Here is a 21636-nt window from a genome sequence, read left to right as displayed (position 1 = left end):
CGAGCCCTCAAAACGACCGGCCGGGTCGGCTCCGGCGCAGGTCAGTTCGGTCCGGCGGCGAACCTTACGGGCGAAGGCGGGCCAGGCCGGACATGAAGTCGCGGACGATGCGCCCGTGGTCAAAGGCCAGGGGCGGCAAAGCGTCCAACTGGTGGAAGGCGGCGTTTGCGGCGTCGTCGCCCGCTTGCAGGCGCGCCGGTTCCAGTGCCTGGGCGGCGTAGACCACGCTCATGGTGTGCCCGCGCGGGTCGCGGGCGGGGTCGGAGTACACGCCCACCAGCCCGATGAGCACGATGTCGAGCCCGGTCTCCTCGCGCGCCTCGCGCAGGGCCGCCGCCTCGCAGCTTTCCCCGTAGTCCACGAAGCCCCCCGGCAAGGCCCAGCCCGGAGGCGGGTTCTTGCGCTCCACCAGCACCACCCCGCGCGCCGGGTCGAAAATGACAACGTCCACGGTGGGGGCGGGGTTTCTGGGTTGCTGGCCTGCGGGCACGCGTTCTCCTTCCGCTTGACGCAAAGACCGCCGATACTGGTCTTTTGCGTACAGCATTTCCTGCTTAGGCCATTTCGCGCGGGCTGACAAGCACATTGGGGTGACGAATCCGCGAGAATCTGGTTTCAAACGGACGGGCCCCGGCGGCGGCAGGAGGGGCGGTCAAAGTCTTTGTACCGGATGGGTCGGGAATGGCGGAGGCGCGTTGCGGGGCGCGCAGAGGCACTTGTGCGCCTCCAACCGCGCGGCGGGCTTCCTTGAGCCTTGGCCGGGGAAAGCCGGGAAACGTGCGCCCATGGCGGAATGGCGGGGGCTTGTGGGCTGCAGCGGCCCGTGCGGACCCCTGAAACGAAATCGGCTTCCCGTGGGACCGCCCCAGGGAAGCCGATTTCAGCAAAAGAAGGAAGGATGCTTTCAATAGAGCAAGAGTCGGGCCAAGTGGGGGCACTTTGAGGTGGATAAAAAATAATCGTTCTAATTCAGTGTGTTGCCAGATACTTTTCGCGGGCTGTGTCCGCGTGGGGTGGCTGGAATGCAAGGAAATGGTACAGAAATTTAAACCATGAAAGAGGAAATGCCCGGAAACCCTGTGGGCGTGGTTCAGGATTTTTTACGGGCCGGGTCAGGGCGCGTGCGGTTCAAGCCGGAACACTGCGCCAAGTGCCTGCGCGTCCACTGCGCCAAGGCGCAGCACGCGCAGCCTGCCGCCGCCCAGCAGACGCACCAGGGTGGAGGGCGCGCCGCCGCCGGGCAGGGGCGGGCAAAGCAGGCTTGCATCGGCCCCGGCAAGCAGGCCGGGGTCCAGCTCGGCGGGCAGGGCCGTGGCGGGTCGGCCGCTTTTGTTGGCGCTGGTGGCCACAAGGGCCGGGCCAGCCAGGCGGCACAGCGCGCGGGCCGTGGGATGCGGGCTCATGCGCACGGAGGAGAAGCCGTCGGCGTCGCGCACGTGGCGGGGCAGGGAGTCCCTGGTGCGGACCAGCACGGAGAGCGGCCCGGGCCAGAAGGCTCCGGCCAGGCGGAGCACGTCCTCTGGCAGTTCCTCGGCAATGGCGGCCAGGCCGTCCATGTCGGCCACGATGAGCGGAAAGGGCTTGGCCTCGGGGCGCCCCTTGAGGGCGGCGATGCGCGCGCAGGCGCGGGCGTCCTCGGCGCGGCAGCCCAGGGCGTAGAGGGTTTCCGTGGGGTACACGGCCACACCGCCGTGCGCGAGCGCCGCCGCCGTCTCCGCAAGCCCGCGCTCCAGTTCCAGATCCATGCCCTGCTCCTTTTCATCCTCGCGTGCATGGCCTACAGTGCGGCCAGCATGTCCACCCCAGCAGCAAGCGAGGCCCCATGACCCGCCCCTCAGGCTTCCCGGCCCTGTCCATAGCCCCGGCCGCACTGGCTGACAAGCTCCACGCCGCGCTGCCCCACTGGGCCATGGGCTTGGAGGAGCCTGGCCTGGCGCGGCATTTGGCCGCCACGGCCTGTGGCGCGGCAGACCCCGATATTGTCGCCTGCGGGGCCGGGCTGGCCCTGTGGTCCTGGCAGCGCGCGCCCCTGGACGCCGCGCGCGCGGCCCTGCTGGCCGGGCCGCTGGCGGCAAGCCCTTCCGGCCGCATGGCCGCCGTCCTTGCGCCGTTGCTGTCCGGCGGGCCGGACCCGGCGGAGCTGGGGCTGCTGCTCTCCGAGGGCCGCGCCGGGGACATTCTGCGGATTCTGTTGCCACGCCTGCGCGACGCCCGTTCCGCCCTGGCCTGGCTGGCCCCGGCCTGGGACGGCCTGACGCGCCAGCCCACCGCGGACCTTGCCTTGGCGGCCCTGGACGCCTGCCCCTGGCCAAGGCTTCTGGGAGGCGGGGCCGCGTGTTTGCGCGCGCGCCTGCTGGCCGAGCTGCTCGTCCTCCACGCCGCGCCCGCCGAGGCCTTGACCGCCCTGGACGCCCTGGACGCGGCGGACCCGGAAGGGGTTTTCGCCGCCTGGGCCGCGTACCTGCGCGCCGAGCTGCTTCTGCGCCTTGGCGAGGCGGAAGCCGGGACAGTGCTGTTGGCCGGGTGTTTCAAGGCCTTGCCCTGGCACACGCATCTGGGCCTCAAGCTGCACGGCCTGCTGCATCCCCGGCCGGAGGCCCGGCTCGAGGCCGCCTCGCGCGCGGTCATTTTGGTCTATTCCTGGAACAAGGCGGAGCTGACGCGACAGACCCTGGCCAGCCTGGCCCGCACGGACATGGGCGGGGCCCGGGTGCTGGCCCTGGACAACGGCAGCGCCGACGGCACGGGCGAAGCCATGGAGGCTTCCGCCGGGCTGTTCGCGCCGGGGGCCCTGCGGGTCATCCGCCTGCCGGTGAACGTGGGCGCGCCCGCCGCGCGCAACTGGCTTATCGCCCAGCCGGAGGTCCAGGCGGCGGAGTTCGCCGTGTTTCTGGACGACGACGTGGTTTTGCCGGAGCGCTGGCTTTCCCGCCTGCTGGGCGAGTTGCAGGCCAATCCTTCGGCCGGTGCCGCCGGGTGCCGCATCGTCTCGGCCACACCGCCGCAGTGCCTGCAATCCGCCGACTACCAGCTCTTCGCCCCCAGCGGGCGCGAGGCCACCATACGCGGCCTGCCCGAACACGTGAACGTGTTCGACAATTGCGCCGGGGCCCTGGATTTCGGCCTGTACAGCTACGCGCGCCCGGCGGTCCACGTCTCGGGCTGCTGCCATGCCCTGCGCGTGGACGCCCTGCGCGACCTGGGCGGTTTTGACATCCGCTTCAGCCCCACCCAGTTCGACGACCTGGACCGCGACCTGCGCAGCGCCGCGGCCGGGCGTCCGGCCGTGTACGCGGGCGATGTGGCCGTGGCCCATGTGCAGCATTCCAGCCTGGCCAAGGCCAAAGGTCCGGCGGCCATGGGCCAGGTGTTCGGCAACAAAATCAAGCTGGAGGGGCGGCACGGGCGGGAGGAGATGGACGCCGTGTTCCGTGCTGGCTTGGCCGCCTTGTGGGCCGACCTGCGCGACAAGTGGCGGGACATGCCCGGCGGCTGATTGCCCTGTCCGGACTGTTCCTGTTTGCATACGGCGACGTTTGTGCTATCCAGGAATCATGAGCACAGAAACGCCGCACACCACCCCCCTGCGCGTCGTGGCCGCGCTGGCGCTGGCCGCTCTTGTCCTGCTTGTGGCGGGTTGCGCCAAGCCGACCATGAGCGCTGCGCACCTGAAGCGCGACGCCTGGTCCCTTGAGGAGCCGCGCTCGCTGACGACGAATTTCATGCGCTTTGACTATCAGGTGCTGCCCGTGGGCGATGTTGCGGGCATCAAGGGCTGGGCCTACCTGGACATGAGGCGCCTGCCCCAGTGGGCGACCTGGGCCGATTCCCTGAGCTTCACCGCCTATATTTGCGATGCGGACGGCCGCGTGCTGGCCCAGGACACGCGCACCTTTCTCCCGCGCGAGGCGCGGGCCGACCAGGGCATCGGCTTCGAGTTCAGCCTGCGGCCGAAGACCTGGGGCCAGCGCCCGCTGTTCATCGCCTTCGGCTACCGGATGGTGCTGACCGAGGGCCGCGGCGCAGAGGGCGGCAAGGGACCGTTTTTCGTCAGCGAAGAAGCAACCGCGAGGTAGCGCCATGCCATTGCCGGGAAGCCGCGACAGCTCCGTGGTCATGAAGCGGGTGAGCCAGGGCTCGTTTTTGCAGCGCACCGTGCTCAAGCACAACGTCGTCTTCAGCGAGGGCAGCAAGGGCGACGAAGCCTACCTTCTTGTCGAGGGCAAGGTGGAGATTTCCGGCAACGTGGACGGCCGCAAGAAGGTCTTCGCGGTGCTCAAGCCCGTGTCCATTTTCGGGGAAATGGCGCTGTTCCTGGAGAGCCACAGCCGCACGGCCACGGCCATCGCCCTGGAGGACTCCAAGGTGGTGGTGCTGAATGGCGACGACCTGGACGGCTACATCCAGACCGCGCCTCCCGCCATCCAGGCCATTCTGAACGTCATGGTGACGCGGCTCAAGAACACCACCAAGAAGGCCCTGCGCGCGCCCAACGTGCCCATGGGCATCGTGCGGGTGCTGGACCTTTTTGCGGCCAACGGCCAGAGCGAGCTCCTGTACGATTCCGCCGTGCGCCAACTGGCCGATGTCTTTGTCTGCGCGCCCGCCACCATCGAAGGCTATCTGCAGGGTCTTGTCGGCCAGCGCCACATCAGCATCGAAACCACCGGCGCAGACGGTCCGGCCACCACGGGGCGCCGCGTCATCCGCATCATCACCCCCCACCTGCTGCAGGCCGTGCTTCTGGGCGGCAAGGATCAAGCCGGAGCGGAGCAGCACGCCTAGTTGTGGCATGCACGACCTCGCTCGCACTCCGTCCCCGTCGGCCGATCCGCTGTTTGTCCTGTTCCACGAAAGGGAGGCTGTCCCCATGGAGCCAGCGGGGCGACCCTGTTGGCGCTTTCCTGTTCGGGGGCGCAGCGGGCGGCGTAGGTCCACTGGCGCAGGGCCGCTGGCATGAAGCATTCGGCCTTGCCGCTGGCGCGCGCCGCGTTCAGCGCAGGAGAGGGACTGTCCGGGAGCATTGAGGGCACTATCCGGAAGCGTGCCGCGCAGGAGAGAGGCGGACCCCAGGGGCAGACAGGTAGGCGCGCTCCAGGCGCGGCTTTCGGTCCGTGCGCCTGCTTCAGCAGAGCGCGGGAACGCAGGCCGAGGCGCTGGCGTCGCCCACGGCCGCGGCCAGCACGGAGAGCAGGAGCGCGCTTGTGAGCCAGAACAGGCGCAGTGGGGCGATGTGCTTACGGTGTTTGTGGCGGGTGTGTCTCATGGCGAAATATACACTGACCAAGCCGCGCGAAACGGCCTGGTCAGCGGATCGGTTCTTCCATGATGGCGGACCGGACGGGCCGGTCCGGAGGCCTAGTGGTGGCCTTCCTTCTTGCCTTGCTGGATGCGGATGAAGGCCACGGTGATGATCCAGGCAAGATAGATGAAGATCAGGGAGACGCCGACCGTTCCCTGCGGGGTGCTGTGGGCCATGTCTTTCAAGAGTTCGGCGAACATTCTCGTCCCTCCGGAAGTTTCTTGCCCATGCTGGCGCACAGGCCGTTTTCATTTCACCCGAACCCGGCGGAATGTCAAGGGGGTTTCGTCGCCGGGTTCGCCCTCTTGCCAGCGGCGCCGCACGCGGGCTAGGATTTCCGATACTACCGCAATCGGAGGAATGGCATGTCCGAAACACCGCGTATTGTCGTGCTCGACGCCTGGACCATGGGGCGCGAGGCGTATTGGGAGCTTATAGGCGACCAGGGTGAACTGACCCTGTACGACCGCACCGCCCCGGAGGAACTGTTGGAGCGTGCGCACGGGGCGCAGGTGCTCTTCACCAACAAGACCGTGCTGGACAAAAACGCCATCGAGGCCCTGCCGGAACTGCGCTGCATCTGCCTGCTGGCCACCGGGTACAACGTGGTCGATGTGGCCGCCGCCGCCGCGCGTGGCATTCCGGTCTGCAACGTGCCGGGCTATTCGCCTTCGTCCGTGGCCCAGCACGTCATGGCCGTGACCTTGGAGCTTTTCGGCAAGGCCTGCCGCCATGCCCGCGCCGTGGCCGAGGGCCGCTGGTCCGCCCAGCCGGATTTCTGCTTCTGGGACGCGCCCATCATGGAGCTTGCGAACAAGACCATGGGCGTTGTGGGGTTCGGGGCCATCGGCGCCCGCGTGGCCGAGCTGGCCCACGCCTTCGGCATGAACGTGCTGGCCTACGCGCCGCGCGCAAAGGAGCTTCCGCCTTACGGTCCCTTCGCCTTCGCCAGCCTGGTGGATCTTTTCGAGGATGCGGACGTGGTGAGCCTGCATTGCCCGCTTACGCCGGAGACCGAGAACATGGTGGACGCCGCCCTGCTTGCGCGCATGAAGCCCTCGGCCTTTCTGGTGAACACCGCGCGCGGCCAACTGGTGGACGAGGACGCGCTTGCGGCGGCCCTCCAGGAGGGGAGAATCGGCGGCGCGGCGCTGGACGTGCTGCGCCAGGAACCCCCGGCCGCGGACCATCCGCTGCTTGGCGCGCCCAACTGCCTTGTCACGCCGCACGTGGCCTGGGCCAGCGTGGAGGCGCGCAGGCGGCTCATCGGCATCGCCGCGGCCAATGTGCGGGCCTTTCTCGCGGGCAGCCCGCAAAACGTGGTCAATGGCGTGGGGAGGTAGACCAGGACTTTACACTGTCACGGGACTTGTGTCATTTGTGACATGTGTCAGAGTTGTTGAAGGTTATGAAAGACAATCTGGAGGCTCCACATGCGGAAATTTTCCCTGGTTCTGACCGTGCTGGCCCTGCTGGCCCTGCTGGCCTTCTGCGGCAGCGCCCTGGCCGCCGAATCCATCCTGGTGGGCACCACCACCAGCACCGCCGACACCGGCCTGCTTGATTCTCTCGCCCCCAAGGTGCTGAAGGACACCGGGCTCGACATGCGCTGGATCGCTGTCGGCACGGGCAAGGCCCTTGAGCACGGCAAGAACTGCGATGTGGACGTGCTCATGGTCCACGCGCCGGGCGCGGAGAAGAAGTTCATCGCCGACGGCTTTGGCGTGCAGCGTTCGGAGTTCATGTACAACGATTTCGTCATCGTGGGCCCGGCCAAGGACCCCGCCAAGATCAAGGGCGCGGGCGCGGGCGACTCCCTGAAGACCATCGCCGCCGCCAAGGCCGTGTTCGTCAGCCGCGGCGACGACTCCGGCACGCACAAGCTGGAGCAGGGCCTGTGGAAGAACGCGGGCCTGGCCCCGGACAAGGACGCCTGGTACGTGAGCGTTGGCCAGGGGATGCTGGCCACGCTGCGCATCGCCGCGGAGCGCGGGGCCTACACCATCACCGACCGGGGCACCTGGATCGCCTACGAGGCCAAGGATCATGGCAAGTCCGGCCTGGTGATCCTCTCCGAGGGCGATCTGGCCCTGCGCAACCAGTACAGCATCATCCTGCTGGCCCAGAAGTGCGCCAAGATCAAGCACGGCGCGGCCAAGAAGCTGCTGGACTGGTTCGTTTCGCCCGTGGGGCAGAAGGCCATCGCCGACTTCAAGGTGGAGGGCAAGCAGCTCTTCATCCCCAACGCGGCCAAGTAGCCGGGAGCCCTGCGCAGCGTGGACTTCTTCAGCGAGGGGTTTTCCAGGGCCGTGGCGCTGCTGCTGGCCCTGGACCCCGAGACCTTTTCGGCGGTCTGGGCCACGGCCGGCGTAACGGCCCTGGCCCTGGCCGCCAGCCTTGCCCTGGGGCTGCCCCTCGGCTTCGCCCTGGGGCATTTCCGTTTTCCCGGCCGCCGCGCGGTCCGACTGTTTGTGGACTGGATGCTCTCGCTGCCCACGGTGGTCATCGGGCTCATCGTCTACGGGCTGTTCACCACGCGCGGGCCGCTGGGCGAGTGGGGCCTGTTGTTCACCGTTCCGGGCATGGCCGTAGGCCTCACCCTGCTCGGCCTGCCCATTGTCACCGCCATGACCGCGACGGCGGTCGAGTCTACGGACGTGCGCCTGACCCAGACCGTGCTGGCCTTTGGTGCGGACCGCTGGCAGCTTCTGTGCGCCACCCTGGCCGAGGCGCGCTTCTCCATGGCGCTGGCGTCGGCCTCGGCCTTCGGCCGCATCGTCAGCGAAGTGGGCATCGCCATGATGGTGGGCGGCAACATCAAGTGGCACACCCGCACCATCACCACGGCCATCGCGCTGGAAACCGGCAAGGGCGAATTCGCCACGGGCATCGCGCTGGGCATCGTGCTCATGCTGGTGGCCCTGGCGGTGAACGTGCTGGTGGGCTTGCTGCGTCTGCGCTCCGGCGCGGACTGGCGGGGCCGGGCATGAGCGCGCCGCTGTATGGCCTGCGCGGCGTGGAGGCCGCCTACGGCGCGGAAGGGACCGCGCTCTTCGTGCCCCGGCTGGACATTCCGCGCGGGGGCATCCTGGGATTGGCCGGGCACAACGGCTCGGGCAAGAGCACCCTGCTCAAGCTTCTGGGCTTTCAGCTCATGCCGCGCGCGGGGGAGATGGTTTTCGACGGCGCGCTTGTGGACGCCAGGGCTTGGCGCTCGGCGCACTTGCTGCGGCGCAAGGCCGTGCTTCTTGGACAGGATACCTGCCTGCTTTCGCGCTCGGTTGCGGCCAACGTGGCTTATGGCCTGAAGCTGCGCGGCCTGCCCACGCCGCCGGAGCGCATCGCCTGGGCCTTGGAGCAGGTGGGGCTTCGCGCGCGCGAATATGCCGGGCGCAGCTGGCGGCGGCTTTCCGGCGGCGAGGCCCGGCGCGTGGCCCTGGCCGCCAGGCTGGTGCTTTCGCCCCTGGCGCTTTTGCTCGACGAGCCCACCGCAGGGCTGGACCGGGCCAGCGTGCAGCACGTGAAGCAGGCCGTGCTGGCCGCCCGCGCGGAGCAGGGCGCAACCCTTGTCATCGCCAGCCACGACCTGGAGTGGTTGAGCTCCTGCGCGGACACGGTGCTGACCCTGGAGGAGGGGCGCATCGTGTCCGGCCTGTAAGCCCGGCAGCTTACAGCGCGGCGGCGATGTCGCCGGAAAGCTCCCTGTACAGGTCGGCCACCAGGATCACCCCAAGGACCTTGCCGTTTTCCTGCACCACGGCCCAGCCGCGCCTGCGCCGCAGAAACAGCTCCAGCACCACGGGCATGGGGTCGTTGGGCTTCAGCGTGGGCACGTCGGGCTCCATGTGGGTGTCCAGCGGGGTGTGGGTGCACACGGCGCTGGCCCTGGCGAAGGCCTTGTCGAAGTCGCCCTCGCGCGCCACCTTGAGCTCCGGATCGCGCAGAACATTCTCGTCCAGGGCGGCAAGCACCGTCCACACGCTCACCACGCCCTTGAGCACGTCCTTGCCGCCGCTTTTGCCCATGACGAGCACCACGTTGTTTTCCGGCGCCTTCTTCTGGCTTGCGCGCAGGGCGCGCACGGCCTCGGCCAGGCTCGCAGCCTCGTCCACGGTGGCGAAATCGTCACGCATCAAATCCCAGGCCCGTTTGCGAAACAACATGCGGCGTACCTCGCAGGGGTATGTTTCCGCCCGGAAACGTTCGGAGCCGGACGGTCTTCGGCACCATAGCCCGGCGCGGCCCGGACAGGCAAGGGGGCGCGGCCTTGACAATCATGGGCGCAGGCCGCACTCTGCGGTATATGAAGCGCGTTCTGACCCTGGCGGCCCTGCTGGTCCTGCTGGCCGCCCCGGCGGCGCAGGCGGCCGCGCTGCCCTTCGGGCCGGGGGAGAAGCTCAGCTACAAGCTCTACTGGACCTTCATCCTGGCGGGATCGGCCACGCTGGAGACGCTCGACTCCGAGCCGGTGGAAGGACGGCCCGCGCTGCACTTCCGCGCCCTGGCCAAAAGCACGCCCTTCATCGACACGTTCTACAAGGTGCGCGACTCCATAGAGTCCTGGGTGGACCCGGAGGTGACCCACGCCATCCTGTACCGCAAGGACCAGAGCGAGGGCGACTACGTGCGCCACTACCTGGTGCGCTTTGATGCGAACGGCAATGTTGCCTACCGCTACAGCAAGGGCGCGCTCAAGAACGCGGTCATCATCCGGCAGGGCACCTTCGATCCCCTGTCCATGCTGTTCCTGTTCCGCACCAAGCCGCTGGCCGTGGGCTATCAGTTCGCCGCCCCGGTCACCGATGGCGACAAGAGCGTCACCGGCACGGCCAAGGTCGTGCGGCGCGAGCGCGTGAAGACCCCGGCGGGCGAGTTCGACACCCTGCTGGTGGAGCCCGATGTGCGGGACATCGGCGGGGTGTTCCGCAAGAGCCCGGACGCCACCCTGCAGGTCTGGATTACCGACGACGCCCGGCGCATTCCCGTGCGGGTGAAGAGCAAGGTGGCCGTGGGCCATTTTTCCATGGAGCTGACGGGCTACGAGCCCCCAAGATGACGACGGGCGCATGTGGTTGCGCCCCCCTACCCGAACACCAGGAGCAGCATGAAGAATAGAGCAAGCGGACGCGGCGGCAGAGGGCACGCCTCGGGCCGGCATTCCCAGAAGCCGTCCAGGGGCGGCCAGCAGCGCAGGTCCGCGCCGCAGCGCGAGGCGCATCCGCTGGAGGGCAAGGCCCTTGAACTGCGCATCGACAGCCTGGCCCTTGGCGGCGCGGGCGTGGCCCGTCTGCCCGAGGGCGTGGCGGGCCTTGAGCAGGGCGCGGGCATGGCCGTGTTCGTGGCCGGGGCGCTCCCTGGCTCCGTGGTGCGGGCGCGCATTTCCCGCGTGCACCGCCGCCACGCCGAGGCCGTGGCCGTGGAGGTGCTCGAACCCTCGCCCGAGGCCGTGGAGCCCCCGTGCCCGCATTTCGGCGTGTGCGGCGGCTGTCCGCTCATGCACCTTGCCTCCGAGCGCCAGCTGCAATGGAAGGAGCGCCAGATCCTGGACGCGCTCTCGCGCATCGGGCGGGTGACGCCCGGCTCCGTGCTGCCCGCCGTGCCCGCGCCCAGCGCCACGGCCTTTCGCAACAAGATGGAGTTCGCCTTCCAGGGCCTGGGCGAGGGCCTGCGCCTGGGACTCTACTGCGCGTCCGACCCCGGCCGCGTGTTCGACCTCGCCTCCTGCGCCATTTTCCCGGCCGAAGGGGCGGCACTGGTGGACAACGTGCGCGCGGCCTGCCGCACGGCGGGCCTTGCCGCCTACGACCGCCGCACGGGCCTGGGCCTGCTGCGCCACCTGGTGCTGCGGCACAGCGTGCTGGAGGACCGTTTCCTGGCCCAGCTCATCACCGCGCCCCTTCCGGCGGATAGTGCCCCGGCCCAGGCCATCCGCGGCCTGGGCGAGGAGCTTCTGGCGCGTTTTCCGAAGCTTGTCGGCTTTGTCCACGCCGAGCGCGCCCGTGCCGATGGCCTGGCCCAGGCCGAGCGCACCGTGCTGGCCTTGGGCGGGCACGCCCTTGTGGAGGGCCTGGAAGACGTGCGTTACCGCGTGGGCGCGGACGCCTTCTTTCAGACCAGCACCGGCGGGGCCCTGGCCCTGTACTCCGGCCTGCGCGAGCTGCTGGACCTGCGCCCTGCGGACGTGGTGCTGGACCTGTTCTGCGGCGGCGGGGGCATTGCGCTGTTTCTGGCGCGCTCCGCCGCCCGCGTGCTGGGGCTGGAGGCCAACCCGGCCGCCGTGGCCGACGCCGAGGCCAACGCCCAGCTCAACGGCGCGGGCAACTGCCGCTTTCTGCGCGCGGACTTGACCGGCGAGAGCGCCGTGCCCGAGCGCCTGCCCGAGGGGTTCGCCCGGGCCGACGCCGTGGTGGCGGACCCCCCGCGCGAGGGCCTGGACGCCGGGCTCATCCAGTGGCTGAACCGCACCCGGCCCGCGCGTCTGGCCTACGTGTCCTGCAACCCGGCCACCCTTGCGCGCGATGCCGGACTCTTGGCCGGGGCGGGCGGGGGCTTCGAGCTTTCCGCCGTGCGCGCGGTGGACCTGTTCCCGCATACGGCACATGCCGAGTGCCTGGCCCTGTTCACGCCCAGGGGCTGATGGCCCGGCCGGACGGTTTGCCCGCCGGGGGCAAACGCGCTAGGTATTTCAAGCAAGACGCCCAAAGGAGGCTGTCATGTCATCCGTGGTAATCCGTAAAAGCCTGTTGCAGCTTGTGTTCTCCGGCGCGTTCATGAAGCGCTGGAACGACCGTCTGCGCCCCATGGAACTCATGGAAGTGGACAAGCAGGCGCACAAGATGATCGCCGCCTGGATGCTGCTTACCCGCGTCACGGCGAACATGGCCCCGGCCGAGCGCCTGGCCCTGGTCGAGGAGGTCATCGAGGGCGGGCTGTTCAGCTATTTCTACAGGCTGGTCATCACCGACATCAAGCCGCCGGTGTTCTATAAGATCAAGGCAAACCGCGAGGACTACCAGAAGCTCACCCAGTGGGTGCTGCCGCAGCTCAAGGCCAGGCTGGCTCCGCTCGGGCCGGAGTTCTGGGAGCGCATGACCGCAAGCCTCATGGAGCCGGAGGAAAAGACCCTGGCCCGGCGCATCCTCATGGCCGCGCACCTGTACGCCTCCTACTCGGAGTTCCGCGTGCTCCGGCCCATGAACCCGCACGACGAGGAGATGCCGGAGATCGAGGAGAGCTTCCGCTCCCGCCTGGCGGATCTCTCCGACATTCCCGGCGTGGCCGAGCTGCTCTCCGGCGAGGGCGAGTTCAGCCGCTTCGCCGCGCGCGCGGGCCAGCTGCGCTTCCAGAAGCGCTGGTCGCAAACCCCCCGCGTGCCCGAGACAACGGTGCTTGGACACATGTTCCTGGTGGCCTCTTACGCCTGGTTCTTCAGCGTGGAGGCCGGGGCCTGCCAGGCCCGGCGGCAGAACAACTTCTTCGCCGGGCTGTTCCACGACCTGCCTGAGCTCTTGACCCGCGACATCATCTCGCCGGTCAAAAGCGCGGACGCCTCCATCGGCGAACTCATCAAGCAGTATGAGACCCAGGAGTTGGAGCGCAAGATCATCGGTCCGCTGAACCAAGGCGGCTGCGAGGACCTGGCCGAGCGGCTCTCCTATCTCATGGGGCTTGAGGTGGGCTCGGAGTTCATCGCCACCGTGCGCGAGCCGACGGGCAGCGGCGTGGAGGTGCGCAACGTCACCGAGGCCGAGCTGCTCGGCCCCATGAACCGCGACGAGCTGGACCCCAAGGACGGGCCGTTGCTCAAGATGTGCGACCGTCTGGCCGCCTTCATCGAGGCCGACACCGCGCTCACCAATGGCATCAACAACGAGCAGCTGCACCAGGCCCGTTGGCGCATCCGCCAGTTCTACGAGAACCGGCCGGAGGTCATGGGCATCCAGGTGGGCGCGCTTTTGGCGGATTTCAACTAGCATGGACCAGGCGCTGGACGCATCCGCCCCGGACGAGCTGGCGCCGGGCCTGTACCTGGTGGCCACGCCCATTGGCAACGCGGGCGATCTTTCGCCGCGCGCGGCCGAGGTGTTGCGCCGCGCCGGGGTGGTGCTGGCCGAGGACACGCGCCGGGCCGGGCTGTTCTTCCGCCGCCAGGACCTTGCGCGCGAGGCCGGGCGCAAGGGCTTTATGAGCCTGCACGAGCACAACGAGGCCGGGCGCATTCCGCAGGTCATGGAACTGATCCAGGCCGGGCAGAGCGTGGCGCTCATCAGCGATGCGGGCACGCCGGTGCTCTCCGACCCCGGCTACCGTCTGGTGCGGGCCTGTCGGCTGGCCGGGCTGCCCGTCGCCTCCCTGCCCGGGCCCTTTGCCCCGGCCGTGGCGCTTTCGGCCTGCGGATTGCCTCCGGCGCCCTTCACCTTTCTGGGCTTTCTGCCCCGGCACAAGGGCCAGGCCCAGCGGCTGCTTTCCCGCCATGCCGCCACCGGGGCCAGCCTGGTCTTTTTCGAGCGCAAGGACCGCCTGGCCGAAACCCTGGCCCTGGCGGCCGGTGTGCTGGGCGACAGGGAATTCGCCGTGTGCCGGGAATTGACCAAACAATACGAGGAATTTATTCTGGGCAGGCTGGGCAGGCTCGACGAGGCCCGGCTCGGCGTGCTGGGCGAGGTGACGGTGGTCATCGGGCCGGAGGCCCTGGCCCCCGTTCCGGGGGCGGCTTCGGCGTCGCCCTCGGCCCAGGGCGTTGAGGCCGGAACCGGGCCGGACCTGGAGGCCGTGCTGGCCGAGGAGAAGGCGCGCGGCGGCAAGCCCCGCGAAGTGGCCCGCAGGGTGGTCGAGCGTCTTGGCGGAGCCGCGCCTGGACGCACAGTGAAGGACGTGTATGATCTGCTCAAGCGGTGAAGCCCCGCACGACTCCCTGGACAGGGCCGTTGCCCTGGCCTTGCAGGGCCGCGCCCTGGACGCCCCCGCGCTTGCGGCCGTGCTGGCCTGCTGCGCGGCCGGAAACGCGCAGGGCGGCGCTGCGGAGGTTCCGCGCCTGCTGGCCGGGGCCCGCGCCGTTCGCGAGCGGCACGCGGGCCGACGCCTGGAATTTTGCGCCATTGTGAACGCCAAAAGCGGCGCCTGCTCCGAGGACTGCGCCTTCTGCGCCCAGTCTTCCCGCCACAGGACGCAGAGCCCACGCCACCCCTTTCTGGAGCCTGCGGAGATCGTCCGCGCCGCCAGCGCCATGCAGGCGCGCGGGGCCACGCGCTTCGGCATCGTGGCCAGCGGGCTGGCGCCCACGGAAGCGGAGTTCCGCGCCTTGTGCGAGGCCGTGACCCTTGTGCGGGCCGCGGGCCTGGCCCCGGACGTGTCCGTGGGGCTGCTGACGCGCGAGCGGCTGCGGCGGCTCAAGGCGGCCGGGCTCTCCGGCGTGCACCACAACCTGGAGGTGGCGCGCAGCTTTTTCCCCCGGGTGTGCACCACCCACAGCTACGAGGAGGATGTGGAGGCCGTGCGCCTGGCGCTTGAGGAAGGCCTGTTCGTGTGCTCGGGCGGCATTTTCGGCCTGGGCGAGAGCTGGGAGCAGCGCGCCGAGCTGGCCGCCACCCTGCGGGAGCTTGGCGTGCGGCATGTGCCCGTGAATTTTCTGGTGCCCATTGCCGGTACGCGCATGGCGGACCGCGCGCCTCTTGGCCCGTCCGAGGCCCTGCGCATCCTGGCGCTCTTGCGGCTCATGCTGCCGGAGGCGGCGCTCAGGGTGTGCGGCGGGCGCGGGCTGGTGTTCGGCGCGGCCGGGGGCGAAGGCCAGCGCGAACTCTTCGATTCCGGTGCCAGCGGGATCATGATCGGCGACTACCTGACCGTTGCGGGCACCCCGCCCGAGGCCGACTTGGCCCTGGCGGAGGCGCTGGGCCTCGCCGTGGCCGGGCAGGGAGGCTAGGACCATGCGCGGGCTCAGGGACCGGTTCTGGAGCGAGCGGGGCAAGGCCTACCTCAAGTGCTTTCTGCGCACCTATCTGGTGGGCGCGTCCATGAACCCGCGCGGGCTCATGAGCGTGGGCATCCTCTACGCCATGCAGCCAGGGCTGTGGATCATCCACAAGGAACCCAAGGCGCGGGAGCGGGCCCTCAAGCGCTATGCCAAGCATTTCAGCTCGCATCCCTTCTGGGTGCCGTGTCTGGTGGGCATCTTCCTCGCCGTGGAAACGGACATCGCCGGGCGCAGGCTGCCGCCGGAAACCCTTGAGAAGATTCGCAACACCACCAGCTACACCCTGTCCGCCATCGGCGATTCGGTGTTCGCGGGCAGTCTGCTCATCTTCTGGGCGTTGTTGTCCTCCTGTCTGTTGCTGTTGGGGCACCGCGCCCTGCCCCTGGCCGTGGGGCTGCTCTTTTTTCTTGGACTGCAGGCCTTCCGCGTGTACACTTTTCTCGGTGGCCTGCGCAGGGGCTTCAGCTTCCTGTCCGCGCTCAAGCGCTGGGACCTCATCAACTGGGGGCGGCGCGTGAAGTATGTGAACGCCGCCTTGTTGCTGTGGCTGTGGGCGATTCTGTTCCCCAAGGGGGACGCCCTCGCCTGGACCTGGGGCATGGCCGCGTTCGCCCTGGCCGGGGTGCTTTCCATTCGGCCCGTGCTGCCCAGGTGGCTTGTGGCCGGGGCCGTGTTGGCCCTGGTTGCGGCCATACCCTGGCTTGCAGGGCGCGCCCACAACCTGCCCATAGGCCTGCCGCCCATGGGAATGCCTTAGGCCGCAAGACGCATGAAGGACAAGGACGGCGGATTTACGATCATGACCGAGACGAGCGCAATATCCGCGTGCGATGCCTCCGAGGCCGGACAGTGCGCCCGGCAGGTGCTGGTGACCAACCAGCTGGGCCTGCACGCAAGGCCCGCAAGCCAGATCGCCCGCGAGGCCCAGGCCTTTGCCGCGGACATCAGCCTGTGCGCATCGGGGCAGACCGTGGACGCCAAAAGCATTCTGGACGTGTTGACTCTGGCCGCGGGGCCGGGCAGCACCCTTGAGATTCGCGCCAGCGGGGCCGACGCCCAGGACGCGGTGGAGAAAATCGCCCAACTCTTTGCCGCCAGGTTTGGGGAGAAATAGTGGCCAGGGCAATCGTTCGCGGCATTTCGGTGTCCACGGGCTTCGCCATCGGCAAGGCCGTGTTCGTCAACCGCAGGCACCACGCGGAGGTGCCTCGCCAGTCCATTGCGTCCGCCCTGGTGGAGCACGAGGAGAACCGCCTGCGCCACGCCTTCGCCGAGGTGGAGGCCGACCTGGCCAGCGCCCGCGACCGCATTCCGGCCGAGCTTTCCGAGCACCGCCACATCCTCGAATCGCATCTGATGATCCTGAAGGATCCCAAGCTCTGCGGGGCTGCGGCCAAGCTCGTGCGCGAGCTGCGCGTCAATGCCGAGTGGGCCCTGGAGAAGGCCGTCGCCGAGGTGGAGAAGGCCTTCAGCCTGCTGGACGATTTCTATATCCGCGAACGCCTGCAGGACGTGCGCGTCATGGGCGACCGCGTCATGTCGCGGCTGCTTGGCGCGGCGCGCTCGGAGCTGGCAGTGGCGGGGCGGGTCATCATCATGGCCCACGACCTGACCCCGGCGGACACGGTGATGCTCGAAGTGGGCAAGATCATGGGCTTCGCCACGGCGCAGGGCGGCAAGACCTCGCACACGGGCATCATGGCGCGCACGCTGGGCATTCCCGCCCTGGTGGGCGCGGGCGAGCTGGAAGAGCTGGTCGGCGACGGCGACCTGGTCATCATCGACGGCGTGGGCGGCCGCGTGCTGGTGGACCCCGACGAGGACGAGCTGGCCGAGTTCAACGAGTTGGCCGCCCAGTTCGAGGACTATCAGCGCCGGATCTACCGGGGCTGCCAGCTCCCGGCCGAGACCATCGACGGCTACCGGGTGCAGGTGCTGGCCAACATCGAGCTTATCGAGGAAGTGGCGGCCGTGCTGGACAACGGCGGCGAGGGCATCGGCCTCTACCGCACCGAGTACAGCTACCTGAACCGCACCGACCTGCCCGGCGAGGACGAACTGGCCGACAAATACTCGGACCTGGCCGCCATCATGAGCCCGCGCAAGGTCATCTTCCGCACCCTGGACCTGGGCGCGGACAAGTTCATCGCCAGCTTCGGGGCGCTGGACGAGGCCAACCCGGCCATGGGCCTGCGCGCCATCCGCTTCTGCATGCAGCACCCGGAGCTCTTCAAAACCCAGCTCAAGGCCATTTCCCGCGCCAGCGCCTACGGCAACGTGTCCATCATGTTCCCCATGATCTCCGGCCTGCGCGAGGTGCGCCGCGCCAAGGCGAAACTGCGCGAGGCCCAGGACGAGTTGCGTTCGCAGGGCCGCCGCTTCAACGCGGAAATGCCCGTGGGCATCATGATCGAGCTGCCCGCAGCGGTGATGATGGCCTCCATGCTGGCGGAAGAGGTCGACTTCTTCAGCATCGGCACCAACGACCTCATCCAGTACAGCCTGGGCATAGACCGCACCAACGCCCACGTGAGCTACCTGTACCAGCCGCTGCACCCGGCCGTGCTCCGGAGCATCAAGCACGTGGTGGACGCCGCGCACCAGGCCGGCATCGAGGCCAGCCTCTGCGGCGAGGTGGCCAGCGACCCCTTTTGCGTGCCCATCCTCATGGGAATGCAGATCGATTGCATCTCCCTTTCCCCGCAGGCCATCCCCGGCATCAAGCGCATCATCCGGCAAGCCCGCATGAGCGAGTGCAAGGCGCTGTTGCGCGATGTGCTGGCCTGCCGCACCGTGGGCAAGATCAACCGCCTGGTGCGCGACACGATTTTCCATAAGTACCCTGAAGAACTTAACTTCTTTGCGTCGCTGCTGGACAACGACGACCTCGGCGGATAACCCCCATGTCCAATCCCAATCGCCACGCGGGCGAAAAGCTCATCGCCAGCAACAGGAACGCGCGGCGCCTGTACGAATTCCTCGACACCTACGAGGCCGGGCTCGTGCTCATGGGCTCTGAACTCAAGAGCCTGCGCGAGGGCCGCGTGAACTTCATGGACGGCTACGTGCGCTTCCAGAACCACGAGGCCTGGCTGACGGGCGTGCACATTGCGCCCTACGCCAACGCGGGCATGGACCCGCACGACCCCACGCGCGAGCGCAAGCTCCTCCTGCACCACCGGGAAATCGACAAGCTGCAGGCTTCCGCCGCGCAAAAGGGCCTTACCGTTGTGCCGGTGCGGCTCTACTTCAAGAACGGCCGCGTGAAGCTGGAAATCGCGCTTGGGCGCGGCAAGAACGTGCACGACCGCCGCGACGACCTCAAAGAACGCGACCTGCAGCGCGATACCCAGCGCCAACTGGCGGACTGGAAGCACTAAGGCGCGCCCCGGCGCGGTCCGCATCGGACGGCATCCCATGACGAATTCTCTGGTTTCCTCCCTCACTCCCGCGCATTTGCGCTTCCTTGAAGGTCTGTTCCCCGGCGGGGATCTGGTCACCGACCCTGCGGCCATGGCCGTATACGGGGCGGACTCCAGCCGCCGGGCGGCCATGCCCTTCGCCGTGGCGCGGCCCAGGGAAGAGGGGCAGGTGGTGGAGCTGCTCAAATGGGCCGAGGCGGAAGCCGTGCCCATCGTCCCCCGTGCGCGCGGCACCGGCATGAGCGGCGGCGCGGTGCCGGTTTGCGGCGGGGTGGTGGTGAGCTGCCTGCACCTGAACCGTGTGCTGGACATCGACGCCGACGATTTTTGCGCCGAGGTGGAGCCCGGCGTGGTGACGGCGGAGTTCCAGGCCCTGACGCAGAAGCGCGGGCTCTTCTATCCGCCGGACCCGGCCAGCCTCAAAATCTCCACCCTGGGCGGCAACGTGGCCACCTGCGCGGGTGGAATGCGCGCGGTCAAGTACGGCGTGACGCGGGACTATGTGCTGGGCGTGCGGGCCGTGCTGCCCGGCGGGCGCATCATGGACGCTGGCGGCCGCAGCCACAAGAACGTGGTGGGCCTGGACTTGACGCGGCTCTTCGTGGGCTCCTGCGGCACGCTGGGGCTCATCACCAAAATGACCCTCAAGCTGCTGCCCTTGCCCGAAGGTTCGGCCACGGTGCTGGCGGGCTTCGCGTCGCTTCCGGCGGCCCTGGAGGGCGCGCGCGGCGTGTTCCGCGCGGGCGTTTTGCCCACGGCCATGGAGTTCATGGATTCCAAGGCCTGCTGGGCCATCGGGCAGATTCGCGACGTGCCCTGGGGGGCGCAGACCCAGGCTGTGCTGGTGCTCAAGGTGGACGGCGGCAAGGCCGCGCTTGCGGCGGAGATGGCCCGGCTGGAGGCCGCGCTGGCGCCTGCCGCGCCCCTGTGCCTGTTCAAGGGACTGGGGCCGAAGGAGGAGGAGCCCCTGTGGGAGCTGCGCCGCCTGGTGAGCCCCGCGGGCTTCCGCCTGGGGCCGGACAAGCTGGGCGAGGACGTGGCCGTGCCGCGCGGCAAGACCGCGCAAGCCGTGGAGGGCTTCCAGGCCATCGGCGCGGAGCAGGGCGTGCAGGTGGCCTGCTACGGACACCTGGGCGACGGCAACATCCACGTGAACATCTTCTATGATGCGGCCGATGAGGGCCAGCGCCAGCGCGCCCAGGCCAGCAAGGAGGCCGTGTTCCGGCTCACCCTGTCCCTGGGCGGCACCCTTTCCGGGGAACACGGCACCGGCATCACCAAGGGGCCGTACGTGCAGTGGCAGCTGGGCGAGGAGGAGCGCCGCCTCATGGCGGGCATCAAGCAGGTGTTCGACCCGAGCGGCATCCTGAACCCCGGCAAGGGGTGGTCATAAATGCCCGACAAGAAGCCCGGCGACACGCCCGGCGACGCCGCTGTCGAGAAGCCCGGCGAGCTGTCCGGCCAGGAGGCCGCCAGCGCGGTCCCGCAGCGCCAGCCGTCCTGCGTGCTCTGCGGCTGCTGCCTGGAGGGCTGCCCGCTGTTCGCCGCCACCGGGCGCGAGGAGCTGTCCCCGCGCGCCAAGGCCTTGCTCGCCGGGCCGAGCAAGTTCGCCGCCCTGCCCGAGGGCGGGCTGCCCGAGGCCGACGTGGCCGCGCTCTGTTCCCTGTGCCTGGCCTGCGGCCGCTGCGAAAAGCTGTGCCCGCAAGGCGTTGCGGTGCCCGCCCTTGTGGCGGCCCTGCGCGCCGCGCACCCGGATTTTCGCCAGTGGCTCTGGAAGCAGTGGATCACCCGCCTGGCGCCGTTTTGGGGACTTGCTGGCGCGGGCGCCGCGCTTGCGCCCGATGCCCTTGTTCCGGAGCGGCTGGGGCTTGCGCTCAAGGGGCTTCGCGGGCTTCGGCCCGGCGCGGGACTCTCGCCCTGGCTCAGCATCACCCATTTCCCCGTGGACGCCTGCCGCCAGCGCACAGGGGGCAGGCCCGTGGCCGTGTTCGACGGCTGCGTGGGCGGCGGACCGCGAAGGGCCTGGGCCGAAACGACGCGGTTTCTGTTGCGTGGGCTGGACAGTGCGCCCGTGGCGGCGCGTTTTTCCTGCTGCGGGTCCACCCTGGGCGCGGCCGGCTTGCCGCAGGAGCAGGCCGAGGTGCGTCGGGCCAATGTCGCGGCCTGGCGCGAGGCCGGGCGGCCGCTGGTCGTGGCCTATTGCGCCACCTGCCGCAAAGGGCTGGTGGACTATGTCGGCGCGGGCGGCGACATTTTTTCCGATGCGGGCGAGGAGGCGCTGTGGCGGGCCTCGGTGCTGCCGCTTTCGGCCCTGCTTGCGGGCGCGCGGGGCAAGGCCGGGCGCGGCGCGCCCGCCGTGGTGGGCTACCATCGCCCCTGCCACGCGGATGTGCGCGACGGACTGGGCGATGCGGACCATGCGCTTCTGTCCGGGCTGCTGGGCGCACGGCTGCGCACTCCGGCCAAGGGCGGCTGCTGCGGTTTTGGCGGCATCATGCAGCTTTCCGCGCCGCAGCTTTCCGGTGCCGTGGGCCGCGCCTGCTGGGACACGCTTGACGGTGCGCTTGGCTTCACGGCCGCGCCGGAGGCGGTCCCGGCATACGTGCTTACCGGGTGCAGCGCCTGCGTGCTGCAGCTTGCGGCCACGGCCCCGGCAGGGGCCAGGGTGGGGCATTGGCTGGAGATCGTCCGCTGCTCGTGAACCATAGCGCTTGCACCGCCTGGCAAGGAAAATCGAACCCTTGCGCCTTGACGAACGCGCCTGGGGCGTTATCTGCAAGCGGACAATTTGACGCGGCTCGGGAAATATCCGAGAACACCCCTGCCCAGGCCGGGGGACGCCCCCTGCGCCAGGACCGCGGTCCCGCCGCTTCGCGGGGCGCCATGACGACGAAATCCGCTGTCGGCCGCACGGCCCCCAGCCCGAGGAGTATCTGCCC

General features: G+C 69.1%; 23 protein-coding genes. 18 read left to right on the top strand and 5 right to left on the bottom strand.

The features are described 5' to 3' along the window. Positions 1 to 64: 64 nt before the first annotated feature. Positions 65 to 490, bottom strand: a complete 426-nt coding sequence (locus CHB73_RS09400; protein WP_235641575.1) for an NUDIX domain-containing protein — start codon at positions 488 to 490, stop codon at positions 65 to 67. A gap of 622 nt (positions 491 to 1112) precedes the next feature. Continuing rightward, positions 1113 to 1745 carry an L-threonylcarbamoyladenylate synthase gene (locus CHB73_RS09395; protein ID WP_089274321.1) on the bottom strand — a complete coding sequence of 211 codons (633 nt, stop codon included), beginning with the start codon at positions 1743 to 1745 and terminating at the stop codon, positions 1113 to 1115. A gap of 77 nt (positions 1746 to 1822) precedes the next feature. Here CHB73_RS09395 and CHB73_RS09390 point away from each other — a divergent pair, with 77 nt between their 5' ends. Genes CHB73_RS09390 through CHB73_RS09380 form a run of 3 tightly spaced genes read left to right on the top strand, consistent with a single transcriptional unit; the run spans position 1823 to position 4785 of the window. Then, complete coding sequence (locus CHB73_RS09390; protein WP_089274320.1) at positions 1823 to 3496, top strand: glycosyltransferase family 2 protein; 1674 nt, start codon at positions 1823 to 1825, stop codon at positions 3494 to 3496. Positions 3497 to 3554: 58 nt separating this feature from the next. Further along, positions 3555 to 4076, top strand: a complete 522-nt coding sequence (locus CHB73_RS09385) for a hypothetical protein (RefSeq protein ID WP_089274319.1) — start codon at positions 3555 to 3557, stop codon at positions 4074 to 4076. Positions 4077 to 4116: 40 nt separating this feature from the next. Then, positions 4117 to 4785, top strand: a complete 669-nt coding sequence (locus CHB73_RS09380; protein WP_235641574.1) for a cyclic nucleotide-binding domain-containing protein — start codon at positions 4117 to 4119, stop codon at positions 4783 to 4785. A 340-nt stretch (positions 4786 to 5125) separates the two neighbouring features. Here the strand turns inward: CHB73_RS09380 and CHB73_RS16805 are convergent, their stop codons facing one another. Continuing rightward, on the bottom strand, positions 5126 to 5266 hold the full coding sequence (locus tag CHB73_RS16805; protein WP_179216984.1) for a hypothetical protein: 141 nt from the start codon (positions 5264 to 5266) through the stop codon (positions 5126 to 5128). 92 nt (positions 5267 to 5358) lie between these two features. Further along, complete coding sequence (locus CHB73_RS16800; RefSeq protein ID WP_179216983.1) at positions 5359 to 5502, bottom strand: hypothetical protein; 144 nt, start codon at positions 5500 to 5502, stop codon at positions 5359 to 5361. 165 nt (positions 5503 to 5667) lie between these two features. Here CHB73_RS16800 and CHB73_RS09375 point away from each other — a divergent pair, with 165 nt between their 5' ends. From CHB73_RS09375 to CHB73_RS09360, 4 genes are all read left to right on the top strand, one after another. Next, positions 5668 to 6645 (top strand): D-2-hydroxyacid dehydrogenase, encoded by a 978-nt coding sequence (locus tag CHB73_RS09375; protein WP_089274317.1) that lies wholly within the window; start codon positions 5668 to 5670, stop codon positions 6643 to 6645. 90 nt (positions 6646 to 6735) lie between these two features. After that, entirely contained in the window at positions 6736 to 7560 is an 825-nt protein-coding gene (locus CHB73_RS09370; protein ID WP_089274316.1) for a substrate-binding domain-containing protein, read from the top strand. Positions 7561 to 7578: 18 nt separating this feature from the next. Beyond that, a complete protein-coding gene (locus CHB73_RS09365; protein ID WP_089274315.1) occupies positions 7579 to 8292 on the top strand; it encodes an ABC transporter permease in 714 nt (237 codons plus the stop codon). Further along, positions 8289 to 8960 (top strand): energy-coupling factor ABC transporter ATP-binding protein, encoded by a 672-nt coding sequence (locus CHB73_RS09360; RefSeq protein WP_089274314.1) that lies wholly within the window; start codon positions 8289 to 8291, stop codon positions 8958 to 8960. The genes CHB73_RS09365 and CHB73_RS09360 overlap by 4 nt, the downstream gene beginning before the upstream one ends. Positions 8961 to 8970: 10 nt before the next feature. Here CHB73_RS09360 and CHB73_RS09355 read toward each other — a convergent pair whose 3' ends face one another. Beyond that, positions 8971 to 9465 (bottom strand): CBS domain-containing protein, encoded by a 495-nt coding sequence (locus CHB73_RS09355; RefSeq protein WP_089274313.1) that lies wholly within the window; start codon positions 9463 to 9465, stop codon positions 8971 to 8973. Positions 9466 to 9605: 140 nt separating this feature from the next. Between CHB73_RS09355 and CHB73_RS09350 the strand changes: the two genes are divergently transcribed. From CHB73_RS09350 to CHB73_RS09300, 11 genes are all read left to right on the top strand, one after another. Continuing rightward, positions 9606 to 10358 carry a DUF3108 domain-containing protein gene (locus CHB73_RS09350; RefSeq protein ID WP_235641573.1) on the top strand — a complete coding sequence of 251 codons (753 nt, stop codon included), beginning with the start codon at positions 9606 to 9608 and terminating at the stop codon, positions 10356 to 10358. Between the two features lie 48 nt (positions 10359 to 10406). Next, positions 10407 to 11939 carry a 23S rRNA (uracil(1939)-C(5))-methyltransferase RlmD gene (gene rlmD, locus CHB73_RS09345; protein WP_089274312.1) on the top strand — a complete coding sequence of 511 codons (1533 nt, stop codon included), beginning with the start codon at positions 10407 to 10409 and terminating at the stop codon, positions 11937 to 11939. A gap of 76 nt (positions 11940 to 12015) precedes the next feature. Then, positions 12016 to 13275, top strand: coding sequence for an HD domain-containing protein (locus CHB73_RS09340; RefSeq protein WP_089274311.1), 1260 nt, complete (start codon positions 12016 to 12018; stop codon positions 13273 to 13275). Between the two features lies 1 nt (position 13276). Beyond that, the gene (gene rsmI / locus CHB73_RS09335; RefSeq protein WP_089274310.1) at positions 13277 to 14200 is read left to right on the top strand and encodes a 16S rRNA (cytidine(1402)-2'-O)-methyltransferase; all 924 of its coding nucleotides are present in this window, start codon (positions 13277 to 13279) and stop codon (positions 14198 to 14200) included. Further along, positions 14181 to 15224 carry a biotin synthase BioB gene (gene bioB, locus CHB73_RS09330; protein ID WP_089274309.1) on the top strand — a complete coding sequence of 348 codons (1044 nt, stop codon included), beginning with the start codon at positions 14181 to 14183 and terminating at the stop codon, positions 15222 to 15224. Before rsmI ends, bioB begins: the two co-directional genes overlap by 20 nt. Positions 15225 to 15228: 4 nt before the next feature. Beyond that, entirely contained in the window at positions 15229 to 16032 is an 804-nt protein-coding gene (locus CHB73_RS09325; RefSeq protein ID WP_089274308.1) for a PTS system mannose/fructose/sorbose family transporter subunit IID, read from the top strand. Positions 16033 to 16044: 12 nt separating this feature from the next. Continuing rightward, positions 16045 to 16389 carry an HPr family phosphocarrier protein gene (locus tag CHB73_RS09320; protein WP_407656610.1) on the top strand — a complete coding sequence of 115 codons (345 nt, stop codon included), beginning with the start codon at positions 16045 to 16047 and terminating at the stop codon, positions 16387 to 16389. After that, positions 16389 to 18173: a phosphoenolpyruvate--protein phosphotransferase gene (ptsP, locus tag CHB73_RS09315; protein WP_089274307.1), complete on the top strand. Its 1785-nt coding sequence runs from the start codon at positions 16389 to 16391 to the stop codon at positions 18171 to 18173. Before CHB73_RS09320 ends, ptsP begins: the two co-directional genes overlap by 1 nt. Before the next feature lie 5 nt (positions 18174 to 18178). After that, positions 18179 to 18655: an SsrA-binding protein SmpB gene (gene smpB / locus CHB73_RS09310; protein ID WP_089274306.1), complete on the top strand. Its 477-nt coding sequence runs from the start codon at positions 18179 to 18181 to the stop codon at positions 18653 to 18655. Between the two features lie 37 nt (positions 18656 to 18692). Further along, positions 18693 to 20090 (top strand): FAD-binding oxidoreductase, encoded by a 1398-nt coding sequence (locus CHB73_RS09305; protein WP_089274305.1) that lies wholly within the window; start codon positions 18693 to 18695, stop codon positions 20088 to 20090. After that, entirely contained in the window at positions 20091 to 21398 is a 1308-nt protein-coding gene (locus CHB73_RS09300; RefSeq protein WP_089274304.1) for a (Fe-S)-binding protein, read from the top strand. Positions 21399 to 21636: the final 238 nt, after the last annotated feature.

The organism is Humidesulfovibrio mexicanus (assembly GCF_900188225.1).
Lineage (GTDB): Bacteria > Desulfobacterota > Desulfovibrionia > Desulfovibrionales > Desulfovibrionaceae > Humidesulfovibrio > Humidesulfovibrio mexicanus.
The sequence above is the reverse complement of the archived record's forward strand: the minus strand, read 5'-3'. Positions and strand labels throughout refer to the sequence as shown.

What these genes read in the sequence shown, in the direction of transcription:
- CHB73_RS09355 (WP_089274313.1), bottom strand. Translation starts at nt 9,465, where the DNA reads ATGTTGTTTCGCAAACGGGCCTGGGATTTGATGCGTGACGATTTCGCC.
- CHB73_RS16800 (WP_179216983.1), bottom strand. Translation starts at nt 5,502, where the DNA reads ATGTTCGCCGAACTCTTGAAAGACATGGCCCACAGCACCCCGCAGGGA.
- CHB73_RS09350 (WP_235641573.1), top strand. Translation starts at nt 9,606, where the DNA reads ATGAAGCGCGTTCTGACCCTGGCGGCCCTGCTGGTCCTGCTGGCCGCC.
- CHB73_RS09340 (WP_089274311.1), top strand. Translation starts at nt 12,016, where the DNA reads ATGTCATCCGTGGTAATCCGTAAAAGCCTGTTGCAGCTTGTGTTCTCC.
- CHB73_RS09395 (WP_089274321.1), bottom strand. Translation starts at nt 1,745, where the DNA reads ATGGATCTGGAACTGGAGCGCGGGCTTGCGGAGACGGCGGCGGCGCTC.
- CHB73_RS16805 (WP_179216984.1), bottom strand. Translation starts at nt 5,266, where the DNA reads ATGAGACACACCCGCCACAAACACCGTAAGCACATCGCCCCACTGCGC.
- CHB73_RS09305 (WP_089274305.1), top strand. Translation starts at nt 18,693, where the DNA reads ATGACGAATTCTCTGGTTTCCTCCCTCACTCCCGCGCATTTGCGCTTC.
- CHB73_RS09325 (WP_089274308.1), top strand. Translation starts at nt 15,229, where the DNA reads ATGCGCGGGCTCAGGGACCGGTTCTGGAGCGAGCGGGGCAAGGCCTAC.
- CHB73_RS09380 (WP_235641574.1), top strand. Translation starts at nt 4,117, where the DNA reads ATGAAGCGGGTGAGCCAGGGCTCGTTTTTGCAGCGCACCGTGCTCAAG.
- bioB (WP_089274309.1), top strand. Translation starts at nt 14,181, where the DNA reads ATGATCTGCTCAAGCGGTGAAGCCCCGCACGACTCCCTGGACAGGGCC.
- CHB73_RS09320 (WP_407656610.1), top strand. Translation starts at nt 16,045, where the DNA reads ATGAAGGACAAGGACGGCGGATTTACGATCATGACCGAGACGAGCGCA.
- CHB73_RS09300 (WP_089274304.1), top strand. Translation starts at nt 20,091, where the DNA reads ATGCCCGACAAGAAGCCCGGCGACACGCCCGGCGACGCCGCTGTCGAG.
- smpB (WP_089274306.1), top strand. Translation starts at nt 18,179, where the DNA reads ATGTCCAATCCCAATCGCCACGCGGGCGAAAAGCTCATCGCCAGCAAC.
- rlmD (WP_089274312.1), top strand. Translation starts at nt 10,407, where the DNA reads ATGAAGAATAGAGCAAGCGGACGCGGCGGCAGAGGGCACGCCTCGGGC.
- CHB73_RS09360 (WP_089274314.1), top strand. Translation starts at nt 8,289, where the DNA reads ATGAGCGCGCCGCTGTATGGCCTGCGCGGCGTGGAGGCCGCCTACGGC.
- CHB73_RS09390 (WP_089274320.1), top strand. Translation starts at nt 1,823, where the DNA reads ATGACCCGCCCCTCAGGCTTCCCGGCCCTGTCCATAGCCCCGGCCGCA.
- CHB73_RS09385 (WP_089274319.1), top strand. Translation starts at nt 3,555, where the DNA reads ATGAGCACAGAAACGCCGCACACCACCCCCCTGCGCGTCGTGGCCGCG.
- CHB73_RS09370 (WP_089274316.1), top strand. Translation starts at nt 6,736, where the DNA reads ATGCGGAAATTTTCCCTGGTTCTGACCGTGCTGGCCCTGCTGGCCCTG.
- CHB73_RS09375 (WP_089274317.1), top strand. Translation starts at nt 5,668, where the DNA reads ATGTCCGAAACACCGCGTATTGTCGTGCTCGACGCCTGGACCATGGGG.
- rsmI (WP_089274310.1), top strand. Translation starts at nt 13,277, where the DNA reads ATGGACCAGGCGCTGGACGCATCCGCCCCGGACGAGCTGGCGCCGGGC.